Annotated in this window: 23 protein-coding genes; 5 read left to right on the top strand and 18 right to left on the bottom strand. The window is 73.1% G+C overall.

Features of this window, described 5'->3' with window-relative positions; translation table 11 throughout:
• Positions 1-30 precede the first annotated feature (30 nt).
• The 6 genes from ABZ919_RS05725 to ABZ919_RS05750 form a co-directional block, all read right to left on the bottom strand.
• Positions 31-801: a GvpL/GvpF family gas vesicle protein gene (locus tag ABZ919_RS05725; RefSeq protein ID WP_361243172.1), complete on the bottom strand. Its 771-nt coding sequence runs from the start codon at positions 799-801 to the stop codon at positions 31-33.
• A complete protein-coding gene (locus ABZ919_RS05730; protein WP_361243174.1) occupies positions 798-1,220 on the bottom strand; it encodes a gas vesicle structural protein GvpA in 423 nt (140 codons plus the stop codon). The genes ABZ919_RS05725 and ABZ919_RS05730 overlap by 4 nt, the downstream gene beginning before the upstream one ends.
• A gap of 68 nt (positions 1,221-1,288) precedes the next feature.
• The gene (locus ABZ919_RS05735) at positions 1,289-1,654 is read right to left on the bottom strand and encodes a gas vesicle protein (RefSeq protein WP_361243176.1); all 366 of its coding nucleotides are present in this window, start codon (positions 1,652-1,654) and stop codon (positions 1,289-1,291) included.
• A 105-nt stretch (positions 1,655-1,759) separates the two neighbouring features.
• The gene (gene ligD, locus ABZ919_RS05740; protein ID WP_361243178.1) at positions 1,760-2,695 is read right to left on the bottom strand and encodes a non-homologous end-joining DNA ligase; all 936 of its coding nucleotides are present in this window, start codon (positions 2,693-2,695) and stop codon (positions 1,760-1,762) included.
• A complete protein-coding gene (locus ABZ919_RS05745) occupies positions 2,692-4,539 on the bottom strand; it encodes a transketolase (protein ID WP_361243180.1) in 1,848 nt (615 codons plus the stop codon). The genes ligD and ABZ919_RS05745 overlap by 4 nt, the downstream gene beginning before the upstream one ends.
• 41 nt (positions 4,540-4,580) lie before the next feature.
• A complete protein-coding gene (locus tag ABZ919_RS05750; protein WP_361243182.1) occupies positions 4,581-6,065 on the bottom strand; it encodes an FAD-dependent oxidoreductase in 1,485 nt (494 codons plus the stop codon).
• Between the two features lie 196 nt (positions 6,066-6,261).
• On the opposite strand from ABZ919_RS05750, the gene ABZ919_RS05755 reads away from it, so the two are divergent.
• The gene (locus ABZ919_RS05755) at positions 6,262-7,218 is read left to right on the top strand and encodes an LLM class F420-dependent oxidoreductase (RefSeq protein WP_361243184.1); all 957 of its coding nucleotides are present in this window, start codon (positions 6,262-6,264) and stop codon (positions 7,216-7,218) included.
• A 186-nt stretch (positions 7,219-7,404) separates the two neighbouring features.
• Here the strand turns inward: ABZ919_RS05755 and ABZ919_RS05760 are convergent, their stop codons facing one another.
• Positions 7,405-7,812, bottom strand: a complete 408-nt coding sequence (locus ABZ919_RS05760) for a phage holin family protein (RefSeq protein ID WP_361243186.1) — start codon at positions 7,810-7,812, stop codon at positions 7,405-7,407.
• A gap of 80 nt (positions 7,813-7,892) precedes the next feature.
• Between ABZ919_RS05760 and ABZ919_RS05765 the strand changes: the two genes are divergently transcribed.
• On the top strand, positions 7,893-8,240 hold the full coding sequence (locus ABZ919_RS05765) for a VOC family protein (protein ID WP_361243187.1): 348 nt from the start codon (positions 7,893-7,895) through the stop codon (positions 8,238-8,240).
• A 5-nt stretch (positions 8,241-8,245) separates the two neighbouring features.
• Here ABZ919_RS05765 and ABZ919_RS05770 read toward each other — a convergent pair whose 3' ends face one another.
• The 10 genes from ABZ919_RS05770 to ABZ919_RS05815 form a co-directional block, all read right to left on the bottom strand.
• Positions 8,246-10,240: a DUF5107 domain-containing protein gene (locus ABZ919_RS05770; RefSeq protein WP_361243189.1), complete on the bottom strand. Its 1,995-nt coding sequence runs from the start codon at positions 10,238-10,240 to the stop codon at positions 8,246-8,248.
• Between the two features lie 85 nt (positions 10,241-10,325).
• Positions 10,326-10,877, bottom strand: coding sequence for a GNAT family N-acetyltransferase (locus ABZ919_RS05775; protein ID WP_361243191.1), 552 nt, complete (start codon positions 10,875-10,877; stop codon positions 10,326-10,328).
• 200 nt (positions 10,878-11,077) lie between these two features.
• Positions 11,078-12,001 carry an LD-carboxypeptidase gene (locus tag ABZ919_RS05780; protein WP_361243192.1) on the bottom strand — a complete coding sequence of 308 codons (924 nt, stop codon included), beginning with the start codon at positions 11,999-12,001 and terminating at the stop codon, positions 11,078-11,080.
• Positions 11,998-13,974: a prolyl oligopeptidase family serine peptidase gene (locus tag ABZ919_RS05785; protein WP_361243194.1), complete on the bottom strand. Its 1,977-nt coding sequence runs from the start codon at positions 13,972-13,974 to the stop codon at positions 11,998-12,000. Before ABZ919_RS05785 ends, ABZ919_RS05780 begins: the two co-directional genes overlap by 4 nt.
• A 14-nt stretch (positions 13,975-13,988) precedes the next feature.
• Positions 13,989-15,293 (bottom strand): M20/M25/M40 family metallo-hydrolase, encoded by a 1,305-nt coding sequence (locus ABZ919_RS05790; protein ID WP_361243196.1) that lies wholly within the window; start codon positions 15,291-15,293, stop codon positions 13,989-13,991.
• On the bottom strand, positions 15,286-16,119 hold the full coding sequence (locus ABZ919_RS05795) for a M55 family metallopeptidase (protein WP_361243197.1): 834 nt from the start codon (positions 16,117-16,119) through the stop codon (positions 15,286-15,288). Before ABZ919_RS05795 ends, ABZ919_RS05790 begins: the two co-directional genes overlap by 8 nt.
• A 250-nt stretch (positions 16,120-16,369) precedes the next feature.
• Entirely contained in the window at positions 16,370-17,089 is a 720-nt protein-coding gene (locus ABZ919_RS05800; protein ID WP_361243199.1) for a methyltransferase domain-containing protein, read from the bottom strand.
• Between the two features lie 142 nt (positions 17,090-17,231).
• Positions 17,232-19,685, bottom strand: a complete 2,454-nt coding sequence (locus ABZ919_RS05805) for a SpoIIE family protein phosphatase (protein WP_361243201.1) — start codon at positions 19,683-19,685, stop codon at positions 17,232-17,234.
• Positions 19,686-19,852: 167 nt separating this feature from the next.
• Complete coding sequence (locus ABZ919_RS05810; RefSeq protein ID WP_361243203.1) at positions 19,853-22,249, bottom strand: MFS transporter; 2,397 nt, start codon at positions 22,247-22,249, stop codon at positions 19,853-19,855.
• 152 nt (positions 22,250-22,401) lie between these two features.
• Positions 22,402-22,845 (bottom strand): SRPBCC family protein, encoded by a 444-nt coding sequence (locus ABZ919_RS05815; protein WP_361243205.1) that lies wholly within the window; start codon positions 22,843-22,845, stop codon positions 22,402-22,404.
• A gap of 148 nt (positions 22,846-22,993) precedes the next feature.
• On the opposite strand from ABZ919_RS05815, the gene ABZ919_RS05820 reads away from it, so the two are divergent.
• The 3 genes from ABZ919_RS05820 (at position 22,994) to ABZ919_RS05830 (ending at position 26,282) form a co-directional block, all read left to right on the top strand.
• A complete protein-coding gene (locus ABZ919_RS05820; protein ID WP_361243207.1) occupies positions 22,994-24,058 on the top strand; it encodes an Rv2578c family radical SAM protein in 1,065 nt (354 codons plus the stop codon).
• Between the two features lie 158 nt (positions 24,059-24,216).
• Positions 24,217-25,788: an alpha/beta hydrolase gene (locus ABZ919_RS05825; protein ID WP_361243209.1), complete on the top strand. Its 1,572-nt coding sequence runs from the start codon at positions 24,217-24,219 to the stop codon at positions 25,786-25,788.
• Between the two features lie 74 nt (positions 25,789-25,862).
• A complete protein-coding gene (locus ABZ919_RS05830) occupies positions 25,863-26,282 on the top strand; it encodes a RidA family protein (RefSeq protein ID WP_361243211.1) in 420 nt (139 codons plus the stop codon).
• Between the two features lie 38 nt (positions 26,283-26,320).
• Here the strand turns inward: ABZ919_RS05830 and ABZ919_RS05835 are convergent, their stop codons facing one another.
• Positions 26,321-26,905, bottom strand: a complete 585-nt coding sequence (locus tag ABZ919_RS05835; RefSeq protein WP_361243213.1) for an adenylosuccinate lyase — start codon at positions 26,903-26,905, stop codon at positions 26,321-26,323.
• Position 26,906 lies beyond the last annotated feature (1 nt).

The following is a 26,906-nucleotide window of genomic DNA, read 5'->3' on the forward strand; positions in this document are numbered from 1 at the left end:
TCCTCCTTCCGCTCGGGCCGAGAAGCCCTGCTAGTGAGCTCCGGCGTCCGCACCGGCCGTGGTGCCCGCGGGCTCGGCGGGCCCGGGCTCGACGAAGCTGTACGGCGGGAGCGGGCCGTTGACGCGCAGGTCGAGGTGGGGGTGGCTCTTGCGGACCTCCTCCACCGCGGCCAGGAAGTCCTCGGCCGTGTCCCGGGCGACCAGGAACGAGACGTTGACCAGCCATCCGGTGGACTCGGGGCCCACGCTGATCGCGGCCGCGGCCGGCGTCAGCAGGCGCCGCACCTCGGCGGCGTCCTCGGCCTCCTTGGCCTTGACGGCGGCCGCGACCATCTCGCCGAGGCGGATCTTGTCGTCGTAGCTGCCGCCGCCGGCGCGGCGGTTGGCCTCGGCGAGTTCGCGCATGCCGGCGTTCTCCGCCATCACCATGTGCAGGACGGCTTCTTCGACGTGGGTGGCCTTGACGTTGTACTCGATCTTGCCGTCGAGTTCGCGCAGCCGCTCCTGGTAGTGGTCGGCCCGCTCGCTGAGCACCTGGGTGACGGCGTCGTCGTCGGGGGCGATACTGCCGAAGCGCATGGGCAGCACACAGCCGGCCGCGCCGGACTCGGCGAGCACGTTCTGGTGCGCGAGCAGGTCACGCCGCTTGGGACGCAGGTCCTCGGGGGCGTCGCTGACCACGGCGGCCAGCTCACCGGCGGTGAGGACCCGCACCGGCCGGGGCGGCTCCCCGACTCCGGCCATGCCCTCGGGAAGGGCCGGGTGCGCACGCGTGGTGATCCCGTAGACGTAGGTGCTCACTCCTGCTCCTCCTTACGGCGCGTCGTGGCCTTGCGGGGGCGCGGCCGGGACTCGCCCTCACCCTCCTGGCGTGCCTGCTTGAAGGCGTCGGAGATGGTCTCCGCCGCGCCGGACAGCGCGCCCTTGGACTTGCCGCGGGCGCCCGACTCGGTGACCTCGCCGACGAGGTCGGGCAGCCCGGGGCTCTTGCGGGGCCCGGCCTCCAGGTCGAGCCGGTTGCACGCCTCGGCGAAGCGCAGATAGGTGTCGACGCTGGCCACCACCACACGGACGTCGATCTTCAGGATCTCGATGCCGACCAGGGAAACGCGCACGAACGCGTCGATCACGAGCCCCCTGTCGAGAACCAGCTCGAGCACGTCGTAGAGACCGCTGCTGCCGCCTCCGCCTCCGGTCTGCTGCGCCGGAACAACAGTCATGCCGGCGATTCCTCCTCCTGAGTAGTCGGTACGTGGTCGTACACGGTTCTCTGGGCGACGCGGGGGGCCTAGTGGCCGCCGCGCGGGTCGGCCCTCCCGCGTTCGTAGCGGCGGACACGCCGGTAGCCGCTGAGCTGTCCCTCCGGGTCGAGTTCGACCTGGTAGCTCGCCATGAGGCTCATCGTGTCGGGCACCCTCGCCAGTTCGAGGACCTCCACCTCCAGCGACCAGCCGTCCTCCGTCTGCTCGAACGAGGACACCGACTCCGGTACGAGGCCGGTGAGTTCGGCGAGCTGGGCGCGGGCCTGGCGCAGGACCTCCATCGGGGTCGCACGGTGGTCGTCCGCCGCGTGGTCCGTCTTGGGCTGTGAGTCGTGCGAGTCCTGTGACTCGCGTGAACTCTGTGTCTGGGATGTGTCTTTTGCGTTCGACATGGCCACCTCTCCCCTGCGTGTGGCCGCCACGTCCGGGGCCAAACCTCCGAGAGCCATCGCATGCGGCGGTCTGCCCGTCATGCCTGGTCGGAAGGGGTACCTGTGTCAGCCATTCAGTGCGGCGAGCCTGCTGCGAGCGGCCCTCAGGGAGCGGCCGCGGCTGGGCACCCCGGCCCAGGGATCGGTGCGCGCCTGGTCCACGGCGTCGCCGATCGTCCAGCGCCGGGCGTCGGTGCCGGGATCGTCCACCTGTTCCCAGGCTAGGGGCACCGCGACGGGCGCGCCCGGCAGAGCCCGGACGGTGTAGGGAGCGACGGCTGTCTGCGCGTAGGCGTTGCGCTGCACGTCGAGGTAAAGGCGGTCGTCTCGGTCCTGCTTGCGGGCGGCCGTGGTGAGCCGGTCCGGATGCCGGGCCGCCGCCAGGCCGGCCACGTCGTGAGCGAACTGCCGCACCTCGTCGAAGTCGTGCCGGCCGTCGAGGTGGACCACCAGATGGAGGCCGCGCGAGCCGGTGGTCATGGGGGCGGCGGGCAGTCCCAGCTCGTCCAGCAGCTCCCTCACCCAGCCCGCCGCCTCGCGGACCCGGGCGAAGTCGCCGTCGGCCGGATCCAGGTCGAACACGAGCTGGTCGGGGTGGTCGACGCCGCCGGCCCGGTCGGTGCGCGAGAGCCAGCGGTGCAGGGTGATGCATGCCTGGTCGGCCAGGTAGAGGAGGGTGGCGGTGTCGTCGCAGACGACATGGGTGACTGTGCCGCCCTCCTTGGCGACCTTCGCCCGGGTGATCCACTCCGGGTAGTGGTCGGGGGTGTTCTTCTGCATGAACCGCTGCCCGTCCAGGCCGTCCGGACGGCGCTCCAGCATCAGCGGACGGCCTCGCAGGTGCGGCAGCAGGTGGGGAGCGACACGCCTGTAGTACTCGGCGAGGTCGCCCTTGGTGTACTCCCCGGTGTCCGCGCCGCCCGGGAAGAGCACCTTCCCGGGCCGCTGGATCTCCACCGTGCGGCGCCCCGCCCGTATCTCCCGGGCGTCCGCGCCGCTCATCGCACGACCGCCTCCTCCACCAGCAGCTTGGCGGCCGCCGCGATGCCCGCGGCGTCGATGCCGGCCGCGTGCAGCTGCTCGTCCGGAGCGGCGGAGCCCGGCATGGTGCGCACCGCCAGCCGGACCAGCCGGGGCACCGGCCGGCCGTCGCCGAAGGCCTCGGCGACCGCGTCACCGAGGCCGCCCTCGGCGTGGTGGTCCTCCACGGTGAGCAGACAGCCGGTCTCCTCGGCGGCCCGGCGCAGCGTGTCCACGTCGACGGGTTTGACGGAGTACAGGTCGATCAACCGCACCCGGATGCCGTCCTCGGCGAGCCGGTCGGCCGCGGCGAGCGCCTCCGGCACGGTGACCCCGGCCGCGACGACGGTCAGCCGGTCCTCCTCACTGGACAGGAGCGTCTTGCTGCCGCCCACCGGGAAGTCCTCGTCGGGGCCGTAGATCACCGGTGTCTTGCCGCGCGAGGTGCGCAGGTAGCGGACTCCGTCGAGACCGGCCATGGCCGCGACCAGCTTGGCGGTCTGGTTGCCGTCGCACGGATACAGCACCGTCGAGCCGTGCACGGCACGGAACATCGCCAGGTCCTCCAGACCCATCTGCGAGGGCCCGTCCTGTCCGATCGCGACTCCGGCGTGCGAGCCGACCAGGTTGATGCCGGAGCCGCTGATGGACGCCATCCGCACGAAGTCGTAGGCGCGGGTGAGGAACGCGGCGAACGTCGACGCGTACGGCAGCCAGCCCCGTGCGGCCATCCCGACGGCCGCGGCGACCAGTTGCTGCTCGGCGATATAGCACTCGAAGAACCGGTCGGGGTGGGCCTTGGCGAACTCCTCGGTACGGGTCGAGTCGCCGACCTCGCCGTCCAGGGCCACGACATCCCCGCGGGCGGAGCCGAGCGCGGCGAGCGCCGCGCCGAAGGCGTCCCGGGTCGCCACCTCGTCACCCTCGTCGTACCGCGGCAGCTGCAGCACCTCGGTCGTCCGGTCGCGCAGCGCCGCGGCGGCCGGCGGCTCGCCGACTCGGACGTGCAGCGTGCGCGGGCCGCCGAGCTCGGCGACGGCCTCGTCGGCGTCCGGGAGCGGCTTGCCGTGGTGGCCCTCGAGGTCCTCGACGGCGGCGACGCCCTTGCCCTTGAGGGTGCGGGCGAGGATCACCACGGGCTGCCCGGTCGTGGACAGAGCCTCGCCGTAGGCCCGGTCGATCTTGTCGACGTCATGGCCGTCGATCTCGATGGTGTGCCAGTCGAAGGCCTGGAAACGGCGGGCGTAGGCGTCCAGGTCGTGGCCGTGCCGGGTGGGTCCGCGCTGGCCGAGCCGGTTGACGTCCACGATCGCGATCAGGTTGTCCAGGTGCTCGAACCCGGCGTGTTCCGCCGCCTCCCACACCGAGCCCTCCGCCAGTTCGCTGTCACCGCACAGCACCCACACCCGGTGACCGGTGCGCTCCAGCCGCTTGCCGGCGAGGGCGATGCCGACCCCGACCGGCAGACCCTGGCCGAGGGATCCGGTGGCCGTCTCCACCCAGGGCAGCCGGCGGGGCGTCGGATGTCCCTCCAGCCGGCTGCCGATCTTGCGGAAGGTGAGCAGCTCGCCGTCCTCGATGGCGCCGGCCGCCTTGTACGCGGCGTACAGCAGGGGTGATGCGTGTCCCTTGGACAGCACGAAACGGTCGTTGGCGGGGTGCTCGGGGCGTTCGAAGTCGTAGCGCAGATGGTTGGCGAGGAGCACGGCCATCAAGTCGGCGGCGGACATGGACGACGTGGGGTGCCCGGATCCGGCGGCGGCGGACGCCCGCACGCTGTCCACGCGCAACTGCTGTCCCAGTTCGGCCAGTTCGTCGGTGTTCATGAGTCTCCTTGCGGTGATTCGAAGGGGGGCGGACCGCAGGGTCACCGGGCGGCGGGGTCCGGTGGATCGGTCCGCCTGACGGGGCCGGGGGCGGGGTGGTCCTCGCGTCCGGTGGCTCGCGGTGCGCTGGTGCGTTCCGGTTCGGCCGGCTGCTCCGGCTGCTCCGGTGCGTCCGGGCGTCGCGGCCCGCCCGGTACGCGCGGCAGCTCGGGGGAGGCGGTGTCCAGGGGGACCGACCAGGAGCGGACGAGGCCCAACTGGACGCCCTGACGGGGCAGTACGGCGTCCAGCAGCCAGTCCGCGGCGACCCGGATCCGGTTGCCCGGCAGCGCGGCCAGGTGGTAGCCGCGGGTGACCGCGCCGGCCGCCGGCCCGGACAGCGGTACGCCGAACGGGTTGGCGGCGGCCCGGGCCCCGCCGAGGTCGACCGCGAAACCCAGGTCGCGATGGCGGTAGGGCCGCCGGCGCCTGCCCAGACCGAGCGAGGCGGCCACGTTCTCCGCGGCCACCCGGCCCTGCCGCCAGGCGTGCTGGGCGGTCATCGGCGTGCTGCGCCTTTCCGGGGGAGGTCCCCCGGACTCCCCGCTCCCCGGGTGTTCCAGGTCGGGTACGGCGGCCGCGTCCCCGCAGCCGTACACGTCCTCGCGGCCCGGCACCCGCAGGTACGGGTCGACGATCAGACGGCCGCGCTCGAGCGGCCGGCCGACCGCCTCCACCAGCGGATCGGGCCGTACCCCGACGCACCACACCAGCGTCCGGGAGGAGACGAACTCCCCGTCGGTGAGGAGCACCCCGTCACGGGTGGCCTCCTTCACCGAGGTGCCCATCCGCACGTCGACGCCCCGCCCCCGCAGCACGCGGCCGGCCGTACGGGACAGCCGCTCGTCCATCTCCGGCAGCACGCGCCCTGCCACGTCGAGCAGCAGCCAGCGCGGCCGGAGCCCGCCGGGCAGCGGATGCCGTCGGACCAGCCGGTCGGTGAGCAACTGCATCTGTGCGGCCACCTCGGTGCCGGTGTAGCCGGCACCGACGACGACGAAGGTGCACCGGGCCGCGCGCAGCTCGGCATCGTCCTCCGTGGCGGCCAGCTCCACCTGCCGGGTCACGTGGTCGCGCAGGTACAGCGCCTCGGGCAGCCCGCGGAAGCCGTGCGCGTGCTCGGCGACACCGGGGACGGGCAGCAGCTTGTTGACGCTGCCGACGGCCAGCACCAGCCGGTCGTAGCGGAGGGCGCCGACGCGGCCCTCGGGATCGCTGTAGTGGACCGCGCGTCCGTCGAGGTCGACGTGGTCCGCCTCGCCGAGCACCAGCCGTACCCCGCGCAGGGTGCCGGGCAGCGAGACGGTGACCCTGCGCGCCTCCAGGATGCCGGCCGCGACCTGGGGCAGCAGGGGCAGGTACAGGAAGTAGTCGGTCGGGTTCAGCAGGGTGATGTCGGCCCGGTTCCGGGTGAGACGGGCCAGTGTGCGGGCAGCCCGGTACCCGGCGAAACCGGCGCCGACGATCACGACGTGGGGTCGGCTCACGGTGCGCCTCCGGCGGGTGTGGCTCGTCCGAGGTCTTCCGCGTAACCGGGGCGGGGGCACCCAAACGCCGCGCGGGTCACCCGTACGCCGGTCGGAGCACCCGAACGCCGCGCCGTACCGGGGTGTTTCGCCCGGTCCCGCACCGGTTACCCGGCGCGGGACCGGATCACAGCTGCGCCCGCGCGGAGGTTTCCCCATGCCTGAGTACGGCTATTTCCTGGCGAGCGAGGAGCACGACCCCGCGGCGCTCGTCGAACAGGCCCGGATGGCCGAGCAGGCCGGGTTCCAGGCGCTGTGGATCTCCGACCACTTCCACCCCTGGAACGACGCGCAGGGGCAGAGCGCGTTCGTGTGGTCGGTGATCGGCGCCCTGTCGGAGGCGGTGTCGCTGCCGATCGAGACGGCGGTCACCTGCCCGACCGTGCGGATGCACCCGGCGGTGACCGCGCAGGCGGCGGCGACGAGCGCGGTGATGACCGAGGGCCGCTTCCGGCTCGGCGTCGGCACCGGCGAGGCACTGAACGAGCACATCCTCGGCGACCGCTGGCCGCCGGTGCACGTGCGTCTGGAAATGCTGGAAGAGGCCATCCAGGTGATGCGCCGGCTGTTCACCGGCGAGGAGGTCAACCACCACGGCACGCACTACACCGTGGAGAACGCCCGCCTCTACACCGTCCCCGACGAGCCCGTCCCGATCGACATCTCCGGCTTCGGGCCGAAGGCCACGTCCCTGGCCGCCCGGGTGGGCGACGGCTACATCACGATGATGCCTGAGGAGGAGATGGTCACGCAGTTCCGCAAGGGCGGTGGCGGGACGAAACCGGTCAACGGCGGGACGAAGGTCTGCTTCGGCACCGATCGCCAGGAGTGCGTCCGGACGGTGCGCTCGCTCTGGTACAACGAGCTGCTGCCCGGGGAGATGGGACAGGTGCTGCCCTCGCCGCGGCACTTCGAGCAGCTGCAGGAGCTGGTCACCGAGGACATGGTGCGGGAGAAGGTCGTGTGCGGGGACGACGCCGAGCAGCACGTGTCCACGCTGAAGGCGTTCGCGGACGCCGGGTTCGACCGGGTGTACGTGAACCAGATCGGGAAGGACCAGCGCGGCTTCTTCGACTTCTACCGGACCAAGGTGCTGCCGCAGCTCGGCGGGTGAGGGACTCGGCGGGTGAGGGACTCGGCGGGTGAGGGGCTCGGCGGGTGAGGGGCTCGGCGGGTGAAGCGGGGGCGGTACCCGCGCGTCCCCGGGCGCGGATGCCCGCCCACCGCTGGTGCGGGCACCCCCCGCTGCTCCAGTGCTCCGGCGCTCCAGGTGCTTCAAGCCCCGTGGCTTCAGGTTGCTTCAGGCCCTGTGGTGGCCGGTCTCCGGGGGCTCCGTCGGCATCGGCGGGTACGGCACGCCCAGCCCGGCCGGGCCGGTGGCGCCGATGGCGGGACCGGGCGCCGACGGGTGAGCGTGCTTCGGACGGGCGGCACCGCGCAGCAGACAGGCCGCCACCCCCATGATCGCCGCCGTGATCAGCGCGGCCGCCCAGCCGGGCAGACCGATCGCCAGGGCCAGGCCCACGGCGAGGGCCACCGCGGCACCCGCGTACAGGGCGGCGGCGGCTGACCCGGCGTAGAGCAAGGCGGTGCGGCGCTGTTTGCGGGTCTGCTCGCGCAGCTCGTCGCGCACCGTCTCCCGCGCCACCTGCGCGAGCTCTTCGACGAGGTGCTTGTCCAGATGTTCCAGATGGTCAGAACCGTTCATGACGTGCGGGTACCCGCCGGACACAGCCGGTAACGCGGGCGTCCTGCACGGCCCCGGCCGCCCCAACTAGGCTCGGACGCATGGACATTGTGGGCGCCTCGCTGCGCATCTGCGTCGACGACCTCGAGACCGCGGTCCCCTTCTACGAGCGGCTGGCGGGTGGCAGAGCGCTGCGTTTCGAGCGCGGCGGGGTGCAGGTCGCCGCGATCGGATCCTTTCTGCTCATGAGCGGCCCTGAGGAGGAACTGGAGATCCTGCGCAGGGTCGCCGCGACCATCGCGGTGAAGGACGTGGACGAGGCCCACCGGCTGCTGACGGAACTCGGCGCCCGGATCATCGCCGGACCGGTGCCGACACCGGCGGGCCGCAATCTCCTCGCGATGCATCCGGACGGGTCGGTCTTCGAGTACGTCGACCAGCGGGGCTGAGCCGGTCAGGTCGGACCGGGCCGCATCCGGAAGTCGTGACGGGCGGGCAGCGGCTCGTCGGTGAGCCGGGCCCACAGCCGGCCGATCGTCTCCTCCCCTTCGCGGAGGTCGGCGACCTCGAAGCCGGTGTCGAGGACGGCCCGTGCCTCGGCGACCCGCCCCTCGGCGAGCAGCAGTTCGGCCTCCAGCAGCCGGAACCGGCCGCGCCGGCGGACGGCGGGCAGCAGCCGGTCCCAGACGGCCCGGGCGTCCGCCGTGCGCCGCACCCTCAGCAACGCCTCCAGGGTCTCCCGGCCGAGCGCGGCCACGGCAGCGGTCCACGCCGCGCCGTCGTCGCGCCGCTCGCGGCACAGGTCGTCGAAGGCGTCCGCGTACCGCTCGGCGGCCCGCTCGTGGTGGCCGGACTCCTGGTCGGCGACGGCCAGGCAGCGCAGCAACGGCCAGAGGGACGGGGCGAGGTGGAGGGCGCGCTCCCAGCTGCGGACGGCCTGGGCGCGGTCGCCGGCGTGCCACTGGGCGACGCCGAGGTGGTACTCGGTGTGCGGGGTGGCGGGCGCGGTCTCCAGCATGTCGCGCCAGTGCGGGGCGACGAGGGTCTCGCCGGGCGGGCGTACCCGGCGCGGCTCCGGCAGCGAGCCGGTGCGCAGCAGTTCCCGCCAGGGCTTCTGGGCCACGCCGAGGGTGGACTCGGGGAAAGGGGTGCCGGGCAGTTTCCAGTCGGCGCGCAGCACTTCGAGCGCACCCCAGCCGGATCCGGCGGCCAGGATCTCGGCGGGTTCGGTGTCGGCGCACGGCCGCCACGCCGCGTAGGCCTCGTCGACCCGGGTGCGGGGCAGGGCGTCCTCGAGCCGTTCCCCGGCGCCCCGGACCACCTGGGTCCACTCCCCCGCGGGCGGCGCGTCGAGCGGCCCGTACGCCTCCAGCCAGGACACCTCGCTCTCCGCCTCCAGCCGGACATGCTCCAGCTGGGTGCGGGCGAGTCCGGCCTGGATCTCGCAGTAGCCGCCGGTGCCGGGTTCGGTCAGCCACTGCTGCCAGCGCCGGCCGCCGGGCAGGTGGCCCCACACGAAGAGCTTGCGGCCGCGCAGGACGTCGGTGGAGGTCTGCACCAGCCCGTGGCCCTCGGCGTCCAGCGCGGCGATCCAGCGGCGGCGGCCCTCCGGCACCTCGTAGAAGTAGTCGGCGGCGTAGGGGCTGTTGAGGGGATGGGTGCGGTCGATGCCGTCGTACGTGGGAACGGGGATGCGGCGCAGCCGGCGTTCGGAGCCGGTGGGGGTACCTCCCACGCCCTCGAGGCAGTGGGGCAGCCAGGCCTCGTCCGCCGGGGCGAGGACCCGGACCTCCTCGGGCACGGCGACGTTGGACCACCAGTACGTCGCCACCGGCCGCTCGTGCGGGTTGCGGATGCGGACGCCGACATGGAGGAAGTCTGAGCCGTCGGGCAGCCACAGGTCGACCTGGAAGGGCAGGTCGCGCAGCCGCTCCCACTCCCACAGGCGCAGCATCTCGCCGCCGTCGGGGGCGGGGACGCGGGCGGCGTGCAGGGGAGCGCAGGACAACGTCGTGTGGCCGGTGGCGCCGATGTTCCATTCGATGCCGCCGGAGTACCAGGCGCCGTTGAGGGCGAAGTTGGCGGGCTGGAACACCGGATTGCGGTAGAGGAGTTCGCGTCCGGTGGGCAGGTGGACCAGGGAGGCGATACGGCCCCCGAGACCGGGCAGGACGGTGGCGCGCAACCGGTCGTTCTCGATCACCAGGGCGTCGAAGGCGCGGGGCTCGCGGGTTCTGTCGTAGCCGTCGCGCACGCGGACCGGAAGCAGACTGCGCAGCGGCTCGTGGCCGAGCTGGCGGGCCATGTCCCGCGGCATGCCGTCCCGGTCGCGGCTCTCGACGCGGGGGACCTCGTCGAGAGGGCGCAGCGGGGGCAGGGGGTTGTCGGGGCCCAACTGCGCGGCGGGCAGCGTCAGTACCTCACGTCGGATGCGCGTCACGATCACCATGGAACCCGGCGCAGGTGGAGTCGGCCAGGGGATGTGCCGGTCAGGATTGCGCAAAGGCCGGGGAAGCGGACCCTGCGGGGCCGCTTCAGCCGGTGGTGCGCATCTCGGCGGTGAGCGCCCAGCGTTCGTGGTCGCGCCAGGCGCCGTCGATGTGGATCATGGCCGGGGAGAAGCCCTCCAGGCGGAATCCGGCGCCGCGGGCCATCGCGACGGAGGCGGTGTTCTCGGGCTGCGCGTTGATCTCCAGCCGGTGCAGCCCGAGCGGGCCGAAGGCGTACCCGATGACCAGGTCGAGGCCCTCGCGCATCAGACCGCGCCCGGCGGCGTGCGCGAAGGCCCCGTAGCCGAGCGCGCCGCACTGGAAGCCACCGCGCACGATGTTGTTGATGTTGATGAATCCCGCGATGCCTCCGCTGTCCTTCTCGCACACCAGGAAGCCGGCCTTCGCCGGATCCTCGATCAGCCGGCCGGCGTAGTCGGCGTAGGCCTGCTCGTTGTCCGGGGGGAACAACCACGGCCGGTGCAGGTCCTTGCTCTCCCGGGCGCGGGCGGTGAACTCCGGGCCGTCCTCGAGGGTGAAGTGGCGGATGGCGACGCGGGGGCCCTCGGCGAGGTAGTGGGGCGCAGTGTGCGGCATCGGACCAGCGTACGGCGCACCTGCCGGCGCCGTCTGCCACGACTGCGCCGGTGGTGGCCCAGCCGCGCGCCGCGCCCAGGAACCGGAACCGGCGCGCGAGCCCAGCCGGAGCGCCGGCCCAGCCCGTGCACCAGGCCGGCTGGAGCGTCAGCGCAGCCCGTGCACCAGACCACCCGGTGCGTCAGCGCAGTGCCGGCTCGTCAGCGCAGTGCCGGCTCGTCCAGCGTCAGCGTCGCGGCTTCGGCGTCGAGCTGCGCCGCGACCCCGAACGGGATCGTCAGCGCACCCTCGCAGTGCCCGAACCCGAACGCCTCCACCACGGGCACCCCCAGTCCGCCGAGCCGGTCGGCGAGCAGCGGCCGTACCTCGGCGTAGTCCGGACAGCGCTCCCACGAGCCGAGCAGCACCCCACGCACCCCGTCCAGCCAGCCCGCACGCAGGAGTTGGGTGAGATACCGGTCCAGCCGGTACGTCTCCTCGCCCACGTCCTCCAGGCACAGCAGCCCGCCGGCCGCCGAGGCGCGCGCGTACGGGGTGCCGAGTTCCGCGGCGAGCAGGCACAGACAGCCGCCGAGGGTGACGCCGCGGGCCCGGCCGGGCACCAGGGCCGTGCCGGCGGAGGCGAGGACACGGACCGTCTCGGGAGCGAACAGCGTGGCCCGCAGGTGCTCCTGGGCCCGGGCGTTCTTGACGAAGTCGATGCCGGCCGCCATCGGGCCGTGCAGGGTGGCGAGGCCGAGGCGGGTGGCGAACGCCTCGTGCAGGACGGTGATGTCGCTGAAGCCCACGAACACCTTGGGCCCGGCCGCCCGCATGGCGTCCCAGTCCAGCAGGTCGATCACGCGTTGCACCCCGTACCCGCCGCGGGCGCACAGCACCGCGTCGACGGACGGGTCGCACCAGGCGTTCTGGAAGTCGGCCGCGCGGTCGGTGTCGCGGCCGGCCAGGTAGCCGAACTCGGGGTGCCGGTCCAGCACATGGGGCGCCACGACCGGGTCGAGGTCCCAGCCGCGCAGCACGTCGAGGCCCGCCTGGAGCCGTTCCTCGGGCACCGGTCCGCTCGGGGCGACGACGGCCACCCGGGCACCCGGGGCCAGCCGCTTCGGACGGGTGAGCGCGTTCACGTGTGCAGCTCCAGTCTCGGGACACCGCGCACGTCCAGCTTGAACACCTGGGCGTACAGGGACAGTTCGGCCTCCAGAGCGCGCACCATGGTCTCGGCCCGCCGGAACCCGTGCCCCTCTCCGGCGAAGGTCAGGTAGGCGTGCGGCACGTCCCGGCCCGCGATCCGGGCGAGGAAGCGTTCGCACTGGGCGGGCGGGCAGATCACGTCGTCCAGCCCCTGGAGCAGCAGGAACGGCACGGTGAGCCGGTCGGCGTGGGTGACCGGGGAGCGCTCGGCGTACCGGGTGGGCACCTCGGCGAGCGGGCCGATCAGGGTGTCCAGGTAGCGGGACTCGAAGTCGTGGGTCTCCCCGGGCCCCCAGGTGGCCAGGTCCAGGACCGGGTAGATGATGGTGCCGCAGGCGTACACGTCGGTCGTGGTCAGGGAGGCGGCGGCGGTCCAGCCGCCCGCGCTGCCGCCGCGGATCGCGAGCCGGGCGCGGTCCGCGGTGCCCTCGTCGGCGAGGGCACGGGCGACGGCCGCGCAGTCCTCGACGTCGACCACGCCCCACTGCTCGCGCAGCCGCTCGCGGTAGGCCCGCCCGTATCCGGTGGAGCCGCCGTAGTTCACCTCGGCGACCCCGATGCCGCGCGAGGTGAAGTAGGCGATCTCCAGGTCCAGCACGAGCGGCGCACGGCTGGTGGGGCCGCCGTGTGCCCAGATGACGTAGGGCGGCAACTCGCCGTCGGGTGCGGTCCGTCCGGGATGGTGCGGGGGGTAGACGTGGGCGTGCACCTCGCGGCCGTCCGGACCGGTGAAGACGCGGATCTGCGGCTCCGGACAGTACGCGGGGTCGACGGAATCCCGGTGCCGGGCGCCGAGGACGCGGGCCCGGCCGGTGGCGGTGTCCAGCTCGACCACCTCGAACCCGGTGCGCGGGCTGGCGCCGACACCGAGAACCCTCCCCGAGCCCCCGGCCGGGGTCCGCTCGCCCTGAACGGCGAGGGTGGCGGCGAACTCGGTCCACGGCCCGGCGGCGTCGACGATCTCCCCGGACTCCGGGTCCAGCACTCCGAGTACGGTCGAGCCCCGGCCGTGCACGACCGCCACCAGGCCGTTGCCCAGCGGTGCGAACCAGCGCAGTCCGGGCTTCCACAGCGGGCCGGCGAACTCCTCCTCGCGCGGGCACAGCGGCACGCCGTCCCGGTACAGGTTCCACCAGCCGCTGCGGTCGCTCGCGTACAGCAGACGGTTGTCGGTGGACCATTCGGCCTGCGCGATCGCCTCGTCCGGCCCGCCGGCCACCGTGTCGACGGCGTGCAGCAGGCCGTCGCCGCCGATCTCGCCGACGAGCAGTTCCGTCCCGTCCCAGGGCATGCGCGGATGGTCCCAGGCGAGCCAGGCGGCCCGGCGGCCGTCCGGCGAGACCCGGGGCCCGGTGACGAACCGGTGCCGGGCGTCGGTGAGTTCCCGTACCGCGGACCGGTCCTCGGCCGCGGAGCCGTCCAGCGGCACGGCCGCGAGGACCCGCCGCACGTCCGAGGGGCCGTCCCCGGTGAACTCCTCCAGCACGCACCACACCTCGCCGCGTGCGAGGTCCAGGTGCGGGTCCGCCCAGCGCAGTCCCCCGCCCACCGGGGACACGGGGGTCAGCGGCCGCGGGGCGCCGCCGGGCTCGTACCGGTAGAGGCGCTGGTCGGGGAAGTGCGTGAACACGACGAACGGTGTGCCGGCCCGCACCGCGCCGGTCCAGGGCCGGCCGCCGTACTCCACCACCCGGTTGCGCACGTTCCACGGCGCGGGCAGCACGACCTCCTCCGCGCCCTCGGCCGTGCGCCGCACCAGTGTCCGGCGCCCGCCCTCGGCCGGCCGGGGCTCGGTCCACCACACCTCGTCCCCGACGAAACCGACCCACTCCGGTTGCCCGTCGTGCGCGGCGGCCAGCGCCGCGTCGATGGGCGAAGGCCACGATCCGTACGGCGACGTCAGCACCTCGTCCCCCTCCCCTAGGCCGTCCGCAGGAAGCGGTCGAGCACCCGGACGCCGAAGTGCAGTGCCTCGACGGGCACACGCTCGTCCACGCCGTGGAACAGCGCCTGGTAGTCGAGGCCTTCAGGCAGCTTCAACGGGGTGAAACCATATCCGGTGATACCGAGCCGGGAGAACTGCTTGGCGTCCGTCCCGCCGGACATGCAGTACGGCACCACGTGTCCCTCCGGCGCGAACTCCTCCACCGCGGCGCGCATCTTCGCGTACGTCGGCGAGTCCACCGGCGCCTGCAGGGCCTGCGTCCGGTGGACGAACTCCCACGTCACGTCCGGGCCCGTCAACGCGTCCAGCGTCGCGGCGAACTCCTCCTCCGCGCCCGCGAGAAAGCGGCCGTCCACGTGGGCGACCGCCTCGCCGGGGATGACGTTGAGCTTGTAACCGGCATTCAGCATGGTCGGGTTGGCGCTGTTGCGGACGGTCGCCTCGACCAGCCCGGCCGCCGGGCCGAGCTTGTCCAGCAGCCGGTCCACGTCCCGGAAGTCCGGGTCGACGCCGTACAGCGCGGCGAGTTCGGTGAGTGCGGCCCGGACGGTCGGGGTGAGCCGGAGCGGCCACTCGTGCTCGCCGATACGGGTGACGGCGGCGGCGAGCCGGGTCACCGCGTTCTCCTGGTTCACCTTGGAGCCGTGTCCGGCCCGGCCGCGCGCGGTGAGCTTCAGCCAGCCGGTGCCCCGCTCCCCCGCCGCGATGGGGTAGAGCCGGCGTCCGGCGCCGTCGTGGAAGGTGAAGGCACCGGATTCGCTGACGCCCTCGGTGCAGCCCTCGAACAGCTCGGGGTGGTGGCCGGCGAGGAACTCGGATCCGTCCTCGGCGCTGGCCTCCTCGTCGGCGGTGAACGCGATGACGATGTCCCGGCGCGGCCGCACCCCGAGCCGGGCCCACGCACGCACGACGGCGAGGATCATCGCGTCCATGTTCTTCATGTCGACGGCGCCCCGCCCCCACACCACCCCGTCGCGGATCTCGCCCGAGAAGGGGTGCACGCTCCAGTCGGCGGCCTCGGCGGGCACCACGTCGAGGTGGCCGTGCAGCAGCAGCGCGTCGGCCGACGGGTCGGTGCCCTCGAACCGGGCGACCACGTTGGTGCGGCCCGGGGTCCGCTCCAGCAGCAGCGGTTCCAGGCCCGCGCCGGCCAGTCGCTCCGCCGCGTACTCGGCGGCCGGCCGCTCCCGGCAGTCCCCGCCGCCCCGGTTCGTGGTGTCGATGCGGATCAGCCCGGAGGTGAACTCCACGACCTCGTCCAGAGCCTGCTGGTCAGCCATACTGCTCCTCCACGGCGGCCGAGACGATCGTGGTGACCGCCTTGAACGTCCTGATGCCCTCGTACATGGTGGCGGCGGTGTACGCCACCTTCCGCTCGCCGATCCGGGTGACCCCGGGCACGACGGTGGCGGCCTGTGCCAGATGCTCGGCGTCGAACTCCACCGCGACCGTGAACGGCCCGGCGTCCACCGGTTCCCGGCGCACCGCCAGCCGGGCGGCCTCCTTGGCGGCGGCGCGGATGCCGGCGGCGGTGCGCGCGGGCGTCCGGCACACCGCCGCGTACCGCGACACATGGTCCTTGACGGCGACCTTCAGCGCCTCCGGCGCGTAGCCGAGCGCGTCCTCGCAGGCCACGTCGTCGCCGGTGACGAGGACGACGGGGACGCCGTACTCGGCGACGACCTGTGCGTTCAGCAGGCCCTCGCTGGCGCGGACGTCGTTCAGCCACACCCCGGTGATCTGGTTGGCGAGGTAGGTGTGGGCGAGGACGCCCTCCATCCCGGCGCCCGCGTGGTAACCCACGAAGGCGATGCCGTCGACGTCACCGTGCTGGACGCCCTCCACCATGGACAGGGACTTGTGCCGTCCGGTGAGCATCTCCACCCGCTCGTCGAGCCGCTCCAGCAGCAGGTTGCGCATGCTCCAGTGGGCCTCGTTGACGAGCACCTGGTCGGCACCGCCGTCGAAGAAGCCCTCCGCGGCGGCGTTCACGTCCGACGTGAACATCGCCCGGCAGCGCTCCCACTGGGGCGTCCCCGGCAGCACGTCGGCCGGCCAGGTGACGCCCGTGGCCCCCTCCATGTCGGCACTGATGAGGATCTTCATGCCAGGTCACGTTACGCGCAGAACGGGCACCGGACCACGGCACCCGTGGCCGCGTCGGGTTCCTGCTCACTCCCTGACGACGCGCAAGGAGCCACGGACCACGAACCCTTCACCGGCCCCGTCCGAGACCAGCGGCCCGAGGTGACGAGAGCGCCCTGCACCGACCCGCACCACCCCGACCACCGCGAGGACCCCGCCCGCTCCCGGGAGGAGCGGCCGGGGGCCCCGCCCGCTTTCCACGGTGGTGCCCCTATGCGCCGGCGAGGACGAACCAGCGAGCGGGCAGGTCGATGCGGGTGCCGTCGGACAGGTACTCCGTCTGCGGCAGGGCCGTCTCGCCCTCGGCGAGGAGCTTCAGACCGGCCGCGCCGAGCAGGCGCGGGATCTCCCCGTCGTCGGCGTCGGCCGGCTTGAGCCCGTGGTCGAAGACGCGCTGCAGCTTGGGTCCGGGGCCGCCGGGCTGGGACGCGGCCGCCTTGAGCACCTCCCGGGAACCGGAGGTCAGCTCGACGACGAAGGCACGGCCCTCGGTGCCGACGAGCTCGGCGACGGCGGCGGCGACCGCGGGGCGCGCCGCGGGCTCGCTCTGGTGGATGACGGCCCGCATGTAGACATGGACGTCACCGAGCCGCTCGTGCAGGGCGCGTACGGCGTCGGCATCGGTGAGGTCGAGCTGCTGGAAGTCCACGGCGTCGTCCCGCGTGGCGCGGCGGGCGTGCTCGACGGCGGCGTGCGAGAGGTCGACGCCGACAGCGCGGGCGAACCGGGTGGCGAGGTAACGGGTCTGTGTGCCGTTGCCGCAACCGAGGTCGACGATGGTGCGCGCCGGGTCCGCATAGGGCAGCAGCAGGGCGCTGTGCGGTTCGGCGGAGAGGGCGGGATCGCAGTCCCAGATCGCCTCGCCGGCTTCGTCGGAGGTCTCGCTCCAGTAACTCTCCCAATTGCTACGGTATTTGTCCGAGACGTTCATGCGATCTCCCCACGGTTCGGTTCCGTGATCGGAATATCGCGGAGGGCCGGACCGGGGCAAGGGTCCGGAGGTCTCCTTCACCGGATGTACGGACCCCGGACAACCTGAGGGGACGCGCACCGGCAGACCGCGCGCCCCCTGGTCATCTCCTTCCGGCGATGGCCTGTTCGAACCAGACGGTCTTGCGGTGTCCGCTGGCGCTGGCGCCCCACTCCCGGGCCAGCCGGCTGACGACGCGCAGGCCGCGGCCCGACTCGTCTTCGGGTTCGGCGGCGAGCATGGCGGGCAGGGCGGGCTCGTCGTCGGTGACCTCGAACAGCAGCGCGTCGGTGCGCACCACGCGCAGCCCGACGGGCTCGCTCACGGCGTGCTGTACGGCGTTGGTGACGACCTCGCTGACCAGCAGTTCGGCGGTGGACACGGCCTGCGGCAGACCCCACCGCAGGAGGCGTTCGCGCACCAGGCGGCGGGCCCGGGCGACCTCGCGCGGGTCGGCGTCGAGCCGCCACTCGGCGACGTGGTCCTCCGGGATGCCGTTGAGGCGGGCCATGAGCAGCGCGACGTCGTCCTTGCGGCCGCCCCGCGTGTTCAGGGCGCGGATGATGGTGTCGCAGGCGTCGTCCATGGAGGCGGCGGGGTGTGCGGCGGACTCGCAGAGCGCGGCGAGGCCCTCGCCGATGTCGGAGCCGCGCACCTCGACCAGGCCGTCGGTGCACAGCACCAGCCGGTCGCCGGGCGCGACCTTGATCCGGATGGCCTCGAAGGGCACGCCGCCGACGCCTATGGGAGCGCCGGTGGGGAGGTCGAGGAGTTCGCTGCTGCCGTCCTCGGCACGCACCAGCACGGGCGGGATGTGCCCGGCGTTGGCGAGGTGCAGCTCGCCGCGGATGGGGTCGTAGACGGCGTACAGACAGGTGGCGAGGTAGTTGTCGCCGAGCCGGCGGGCCAGGTCGTCCAGGTTGCGCAGGAGCTGGGCGGGCGGGGTCTCCATGGTGGCCATGGTCTGCACGGCGGTGCGCAACTGACCCATCATGGCGGCCGAGTTGAGACCGTGACCCATGACGTCGCCGACCACGAGGGCGGTGCGCGAGCCGGGCAGTTTGATGGTGTCGAACCAGTCGCCGCCGATCCGGCCGAGCCGGGTGCCCGGCAGATAGCGGGTGGCGACGTCGCAGCCGGCCATCCGCGGGTTGACCTGCGGGAGCATGCTGTCCTGCAGGGTGTCGGCGACGTTCTCCTGGTAGGTGTACATGCGGGCGTTGTCGAGCACGAGGCCCGCGCGGGCGGCGAGTTCGGCGCCGGTCGTGCGGTCCATGTCGTCGAACTGCGGCCGGTCCGGGCGGCGCATCAGCACCATGAAGCCGAGAACGACGTTGCGGGCCTTGAGCGGCACGATCAGCAGGGAGCGCCCGCCGATGAGCGGCCTCAGGTCGCGCTTCTCGAACTCGCCGGCGATGCGTTCGCTGAGCTCGTCGGTGACCCGGGGGACGAGGACCGGTTCACCGGTGACCATGCATTTGTAGAACGGGGTGTGTTCGGGGAAGGCGAAGGCCTCGCCGACCGGCACGGTGTCGTCCCAGCGGCACGGTTCGTCGTTGTGCTCGACCCACACCCGGAACATCACGGTGCTGGCGTCCGGCGGGCCGTCCGGGAAGCCCTCGCCGGCCAGGACGGCGGCGCGCAGATGGGTGCCGGCGAAGTCCGCGAACCGGGGGACGGCGGCGCTGGTGACCTCACGGATGGTCTCGCCGAGGTCGAGGGAGGTGCCGATGGCGGAGCTGACCTCGTTGAGGAATTCCAGCCGCTCGCGCGCGGCGGCGTACTCCAGGTCCTGCTCGGCCCCCTCCGGGACCACGGCGGCCACCGGCCGGGTCTGCGGTACGACCGCCTCGGCGCGCCGGCGACCCGGACGGCGGGGCACGCCCCAGTACGGGGTCACGGGCACCCGGTCGTACTGGCTGAACTCCAGGACCGGGTAGCCCAGTTCGAGCATCTGGGAGATGATGCGGCCGCTCAGCCCCGGGCCCATGTTGGGCAGGATCTCGGGCAGCCGTCGTTCGAGCTCGTCGGGTTCGGGCAGCTCGGTGTGGCGGGCGAAGCCGGGCGAGATGCGCTCGGCGGTCTCGTCGTCGTACCCGCGCTCGTCGCGCAGCCGGGTGGCGTCGGCGGCGAGCACCAGCAGCCGGGCCGGGCCCGGGCCGACCAGCGGGTAGGCCCACCACAGCACGTCGAGGCGCTCGCCGTCGGGTTCCTGGCCGTGCGGGACGAGCCGGGCGCGGCCTGCGGTGGCGTAGGCGGTGTGGCCGCCGAGCGAGGCCTCCAGGTCGGGGCCGAGCCCGTCGTACTCCTCGTAGGCGTCCGGCATCGGATCGCCGTGCAGGTCGTCGGGCAGGGCACCGGAGACCGGCAGCAGGTCGCCCGCGGCGTGCCCCACTGCTTCTTCCCTGTCGACGCCGAACAGGCGCCGCGCCCCGCTGCTCCAGTGGGACACCAGGCCGTCGCGGTCGACGACGACCACGGCCAGCGGGATCCGGCCCGCCGCGGTGTCGCCGGCGCCGCGCTCGGGAGGTGTGTCCCGCTCGCTGCCACGGTCCATGGCCCAGGCCCTCTCTCCCCACGGCTGTACGCAAAACGATCTGTGCCGCCCGCCACTACGGTACGGCGACGGCTGGTCGCGATGTGTGGCAATCCTGGAATTGATTTCACAGGATCGCACCGGCGCGCAGCTCAGCGCCCTGCGGGCGCCCCCGCCCCGCGCCCTGGTCAGTCCTCGTGACCCAGTTGCAGGTCCCGTTCGGTACGGCCGCCGCCCGCCACCTGGAGCACGGTGGCCACCGGCGGGTAACCGGCGGCGATGACGGTGTACTCGCCGGAGGAGAGGTCGACGAACCGGAACGTGCCGTCCGCTCCGGTGGTGAGGGTGTCGACCACGTTCCCGGCGGCGTCGAGGAGCGTCACGCGTGCGTCCTCCACGGGCCGTCCGCCGCCGGCCCGGACGGTACCCCTCAGCACGGCGCCGCCCGCGAGTTCGACGTCCTGTCGGGTCTCCCGGGCGGCCTGCACGCTGACCGGGAGGGCGGCGGGCCGGAAGGCGGGCGCGCTGGCGGCGAGGGTGTATTCGCCGGCGACCAGTTCGGTGATGACGTAGCCGCCCTCGCGTCCGCTGCGGGTGGCGGCGACGACCTCGCCGTGCACGTTCGTGAGGGTGACGGTGGCGTCCCGCACGGGGCTGCCGTCGGCGGTCAGCACGCTGCCGGCGAGGCGTCCGGCGCCGCCGAGGACGACGTCGAGTTCGACGGGCCGTTCGCCGACGGTGACGGAGACGGCCTGCGGCTGGTGGCCGCCGGCGGCGGCGATCAGCACGTACGCCCCCGAGCCGGGCGTGCTGAGCGCGTACCGTCCGTCCTCGCCGCTCGCGCCCCGCCCGATCTGCTGTCCGGAGACGTCGATGAGGGTGAGCGCGGCGCGGGGCACGACGGTGCCGTCGGCGTGCTGCACCGTGCCGCAGACGGGGACTCCGGCGGCGTGGGGCGAACGCGCCTGCGGGATCGGGGGGGTCACGGCCTCGGGCTCCGTTTCGGCGGTGTGGTGGGACACCAGTGGTTTCTCCTTGAGGAAGAAGGCGATGAGCAGGCCGAGGACGAGCACCGGCACCAGGTAGAGGAAGATCCGGGGCATCGCGTCGGCGTAGGCGCGGATGTAGGCGTCGCGCAGGGCCGGGGGCAGCGCGTGCACGAGCTGCGGGGTGACGGAGTCGGGGTCGGGCAGCCGGCCGCCCGTCTGCGGGGGCAGCTCCGCGCGCAGGGCGTGGGTGAGCCGGTTCGCGAAGAGGGTGCCGAAGACCGCGGCGCCGACGCTGCCGCCGATCTGCCGGAAGTAGTTGTTGGCGCTGGTGGCGGTGCCGAGGTCGGCGGGCCGCACGGAGTTCTGGACGGCGAGGACGAGGACGGGCATCACCATGCCGATCCCGGCGCCGAGCACGGCCATCCAGATGCTGTAGTGCAGCCGGGGCGTGTCCACTTCGAGCCGGGACAGCAGCCACATGCCGACGGCGGAGACGGCGCCGCCGAGCACGGGATAGATCTTGTAGCGGCCGGTGTGGCTGATGAGCTGCCCGCCGATGATGGAGGCCCCGACGATCCCGGCCATCAGGGGCAGCATCAGCAGGCCCGACTCGGTGGCGCTGGCCCCGTCGACCATCTGCAGGAACGTCGGAAGATAGCTGGCGGCACCGAACAGGGCGACGCCGACCACGAGGCCCACCAGGCCGGAGACATTGAAGACGGAGTCGCGGAACAGCCGGAGCGGGATGAGGGGTTCGGCGGCGAAGCGCTCGGCGACGAGGAAGAGGACGGCCGCGGCGAGCGCCCCGGCGCCGAGTCCGACGATCTGCCGTGAGTCCCAGGCGTACTCGGTGCCGCCCCAACTGGTCAGCAGGACCAGGCAGGTGGAGGCGGTGGCGAGCAGCAGTGTGCCGAGGACGTCGAGGCGGCCGCGGCTGCGCGGCCTGGGCAGCTTCAGGACGAGGGTGACGACGGCGAGGGTGACCAGACCGAAGGGGACGTTGACGTAGAAGCACCAGCGCCAGGAGAGGTGGTCGGTGAAGTAGCCGCCGAGCAGCGGCCCGGCGACGGAGGCCAGGCCGAAGGCGGCGCCGATCAGGCCCATGTAGCGGCCGCGCTGCCGGGGCGGCACGATGTCGGCGATGATCGCCTGCACGCCGATCATGAGCCCGCCCGCGCCGACGCCCTGGAGCGCGCGGAAGGCGATCAGCTGGTCCATGGACCGGGACCGGCCGGCCAGCGCCGAGCCGACGACGAAGACGGCGATGGCGAACTGGAAGACGCCCTTGCGGCCGACGAGGTCGCCGAGTTTGCCGTATAGCGGCAGGCCGACGGTGGAGGTGAGCAGATAGGCGGTGATGGCCCAGGACATCCGGTCCAGGCCGTGCAGCTCACCGACGATCTTCGGCAGCGCGGTGGCGACGATCATCTGGTCGAGCGCGGCGAGCAGCAGGGCGAGCATCAGCCCGAAGAACACCAGCCGCACGCGGCGCGCGCCGAGCCCGGCGTCCGGTGCGGGGGCCTGCGGCGCGGCGACGGCCTTTTCCTCGGCCGGTGTCAGTACCGGCTCCCGCTCCACGAGTGTCGTGCCGCGCACGTACCGCTCCCCTCGTCACACCTGTCACAATTCCCGCGTCAAGCGCCAACTGTGAACAACTGCGGTGAGTTACGGCATCGTTCCGGACAAGGTGGAGATCCACTCGAACCGGTGAAGAGGCGCAACACCCCTTCACCGGTGGAGCCTTGGGGTTACTTCTCGACCTCGGCCGCGAGCCTGGCGAGCACGGCGTCGTAGATCCGGCCGAGCCCCTTGGGCGCGAAGGTCTTCTCGAAGAAGCCGCCGATGCCGCCGGCACCCTTCCAGGTGGTGGTGACGACGACCCGGGACTTCCCCTCACCGGCCGGGGTGACACGCCAGGTGGTGACCATGGAGGAGTTGCGGTCCTTCTCGACCAGCTCGCCCTCGGTGGGCTCGCCGACCTCCAGCAGGCAGTCGCGCACGCGCTTGCTGGTGGCCTGGAGCTTCCAGTGGACGAGGGTGCCCTCGCCGTCGCCGCCCTCGCGGACCTCGTACTCGCTGAAGTGCTCGGGCAGCAGCTTCTGCCGCGTGCCGCGGTAGTCGGCGAGGGCGTCGAACACCTTCTCCGCGTCCGCCGCGACGACCCGCTCCGTAGTGGCCTCGACCTGCGCCATTGCGTTCCTCCACGACCTGGTTCCTCGGGGTTGGGGCAAGCCAACCACCCCGGTGCCCGGCCGCCCAAATCGGGGGGCGCTCGCACGGGCCGCACGATCATGGGAACAGATGTTCTATTGTGTGCGGCAGGGCTACCGAGGAGGCGTCATGCGCTGGGAGAACCTCACGGTCGGATCCGCGGCGTCCGGGGAATCCGGGCAGCCCGCCGAGCACGGCAGGGCCGCCGAGGCGGCGCTGTTCGGCGCGGACGCCGTGGTCAGCCGTACCTTCGACACGCCCGAGTTCCGCGGGATCACCTTCCACGAGGTCCGGGCGCGCTCGGTGCTGAACCGGGTGCCGGGCGCCTCGCGCATGCCGTTCGAGTGGACCGTCAACCCCTACCGGGGCTGCACGCACGCGTGCGTGTACTGCTTCGCCCGCAAGACGCACAGCTATCTGGACCTCGACACGGGCATCGGCTTCGACACCCAGATCGTGGTCAAGGTGAACGCGCCCGAGGTGCTGCGCCGCCAGCTCGCCTCCCGCCGCTGGCAGGGCGACCACGTGGCGATGGGCACGAACGTCGACTGCTACCAGCGCGCGGAGGGCCGCTACCAGCTGATGCCGGGCATCATCGCCGCCCTCACCGAGCACGCCAACCCGTTCTCGATCCTCACCAAGGGCACCCTGATCCTGCGCGACCTGGAGCTGCTGGTCCGGGCGGCCGAGGTGACCGACGTGGGCATCTCGGTCTCCGTGGGCTTTCTCGACACCGAGCTGTGGCGCACGGTGGAGCCGGGCACGCCGGCGCCGGAGCGCCGCCTGGACGTCGTACGCGCCCTCGGCGAGCACGGCATCGGATGCGGGGTGCTGATGGCTCCGGTCATCCCGTTCCTGAGCGACCATCCGGACCGGCTGCGGGCCACGGTGCGGGCGATCGCGGCGGCGGGCGCCACCTCCGTCACACCCCTGGTCCTGCATCTGCGGCCCGGCGCGCGGGAGTGGTTCATGGCCTGGCTCGCGCAGCACCATCCGCATCTGGTACGGCGCTACGAGCGGCTGTACGCCGAGGGCGCCTACGCGCCCAAGTGGTATCAGCGCCGGATCACCCGTCAGGTGCACGAGCTGGCACAGGAGTTCGGCATCGGGCCCACTCGCGCGGGCCTGGCCCGCCGGATCCGCCCGGCGGAGCCCTCCCCGGCGACCGAACCCACCCAGCTCACCCTGTTGTGAGGGCGACGCCCGCCTCGGGTGGGGACGTTCGAGGGCTTCGGGCGACCCAATCGGGTCAACTCTGCCTATAACGCGTTCTTCAGGGCTTCGGCTCCGGGACGATGCGGCGAGAGAGGCGTGCCTCTCGGTCCGCCGACACCTCTGTCCCGGGAGAACGCATGAGAACACGCGCAGCCGTGCTGTGCGCAGCCGCAGTCGTCCTGGCGGGCCCGCTTGCGGCCCTGCCCGCGCAGGGGGCACAGGCCGCGCCCGCCGCCGCGCGGCTCGCCTGGAAGAAGTGCGGCACCGGTGACTATCCGGCGCTCCAGTGCGCGTCCCTGAAGGTGCCGCTGGACCAGGCGAAGCCCTCGGGCCGGCAGATCACGCTCGCCCTCTCCCGGGTCCCGCACACCGCGAAGACCTCCCAGGGGCCCCTGCTGGTCAATCCCGGCGGGCCCGGTGGCAGCGGCCTGACCCTGGCCGGGGTCGTCGCCTCGGCACTGCCGAAGGCCCTCGCCGCGCAGTACGACGTCGTCGGCTTCGACCCGCGCGGGGTCGGCAGAAGCGGCCCGGCCCTGGACTGCGCGCCCCGCCACTTCAAGCCCGTGCGCCCGGACACCGTGCCCGCCACGGCCGTGCTGGAGCTGACGAACCTCACGCGGGCGAAGTCCTTCGCCGCCGCCTGCGGACGCAAGTACGCCGACGTGCTGCCGTACATGGACACGGTCAGCGCGGCACGCGACATGGACGCCGTGCGGCGGGCACTCGGCGCGCCGAGGATCAGCTACTTCGGCTACTCGTACGGCACCTACCTCGGCGCGGTCTACGCGAAGCTGTACCCCCAGCGGGTCCGCCGTCTGGTACTGGACTCCGTCGTCGACGCGACCGGCGTCTGGTACGAGGACAACCTCGGCCAGGACTACGCCTTCAACGACCGCCACCGCGCGCTGATGGCGTGGATCGCGCGGAACGACTCGGCGTACCACCTCGGCAGGGACCCGGAGAGGATCGAGGCCGAGTGGTACGCGATGCGGGCGGCCCTGGCGAAGCGGCCCGCCGGCGGCATGGTGGGCGCCTCCGAACTGGAGGACACCTTCATCCCCGGTGGCTACTACGACGGCTACTGGCCCTATCTCGCCGAGGCGTTCGCGGCGTACGTGCGGCAGAAGAACACCGGGCCGTTGGTGAAGGCGTACGAGAAGTACGGTGCCGTGGACGGCTCGGGGGACAACGGCTACAGCGTCTACTCCGCTGTGCAGTGCCACGACACCTCCTGGCCCGGCAACTGGAACCGGTGGCGCGCGGACACCTGGGAGGTGTACCGCAAGGCTCCCTTCATGGCCTGGAACAACGCCTGGTACAACGCGCCGTGCGCGTTCTGGCCGACCGCGAGGCGGAAGCCGGTGAACATCGTCAACGCCGGACTGCCGCCGGCCCTGCTGTTCCAGGCGACGGACGACGCGGCGACCCCGTACCGCGGCGGTGTGACGGTGCACCGCCTGCTGGCCCGCTCCAGCCTGGTGGTCGAGGAGGGCGGCGGCAACCACGGCATCACGCTGAGCGGAAACGCCTGCCTGGACAAGTACCTGACGGCGTATCTGGCCGACGGCAGGGTCCCGCGCGGCGCCGGTACCGGTGTCGCGGACGCGGTCTGCCAGAAGTCGCCCGAGCCGAAGCCGCTGTCGGTGAAGGCGGCGCCGGTGTCCTCGCGCGGCTCGGCCCTGCACGGCCTGCTGCGCTTCCGCCGGTAGGACGGCCGTCCGCCGGCCCGGCAACCCGGCGACGTCTCGGGGGCGTTGTCGGTGGGCTGGTCCACCATGGAGCCATGAGTGATCACCACGGAGTCACGACCGAACCGGCCCGCATCCCCGCCCCCGCCGGTGTCGCACCAGCGACCCAGTACAGCCATGTCGTCTCGGCGACCGGCCGTCTCGTCGCCGTCTCCGGCCAACTGGCCCTGGACGAGCACGGCAAGCTGGTCGGCGAGGGCGATCCCGCGGCCCAGGCCCGCCAGGTGTTCGACAACCTCGGGCGCTGCCTGGCCGCGGCAGGCGCCGGCTTCGCCCACGTGGTCAAACTGACCTACTTCGTCACGGACATGGCCCACATGCCGGCCGTACGCGCGGCCCGCGCCGCCCACATACCCGACGACCGCCTTCCGGCGTCCTCCGCCGTGCAGGTCGCCGGGCTGGTGGCGCCCGAGTTCCTGCTGGAGGTGGAGGCACTGGCGGTCGTGCCCGAGTAGCTCCGGGCGAAGGACGCCCGGCTGACCACCGGCCTCCCTCACCGGGCCTGCTGTTCCTCCGGCATCCGCGTCAGGGCGTGCGCGGCCGCCCTCGCCAGGGCCGGATGGGCCAGGGCCTCCTTCAGAACGCGCCGGGCCCGGGGGTCGCCCAGGGTGCCGAGACCCTCCACGCAGGCGAGGGCGACCCTGCGGTGGGGGTCGTGCGGGTGCAGGCGGCGCTCCAGGGTGGTGATCAGCGCGGGCACGGCCTCCGGGGCGCGCAGTTCGACCAGCAGCCGTACCGGATGCAGGGCGTAGGCCACGCGGAGTTCGTTCGTGGCGAGGGCCGCCGCCGCGCGGGCCGTGCGCGGGTCGGCCAGGCGGGCGAGGGCGTGTGCGGCGGAGGCGCAGCGCGGGGGGTCGCGGTGGTTGAGCAGGAGCACCAGGGCCTCGAAGGCGCGCCGGTCACCCGCGAGGCCGAGGCGGAAGGCGGCCAGTTCCCTGGCCCACAGCGGCTGCCCGGGCGCGGTCAGCACCTCCGCGAGTTCGTCGTGGTCCTCGGTCGCGCGCAGCCGGTCGAACGCCGCCGAGCCGCGCGACTCCTGCCGTAAGCGCTCCGTGAGCGATCGCAACTCTTCGTCCACG

The organism is Streptomyces sp. NPDC046759 (assembly GCF_040645475.1).
Taxonomy (GTDB): Bacteria; Actinomycetota; Actinomycetes; order Streptomycetales; family Streptomycetaceae; genus Streptomyces.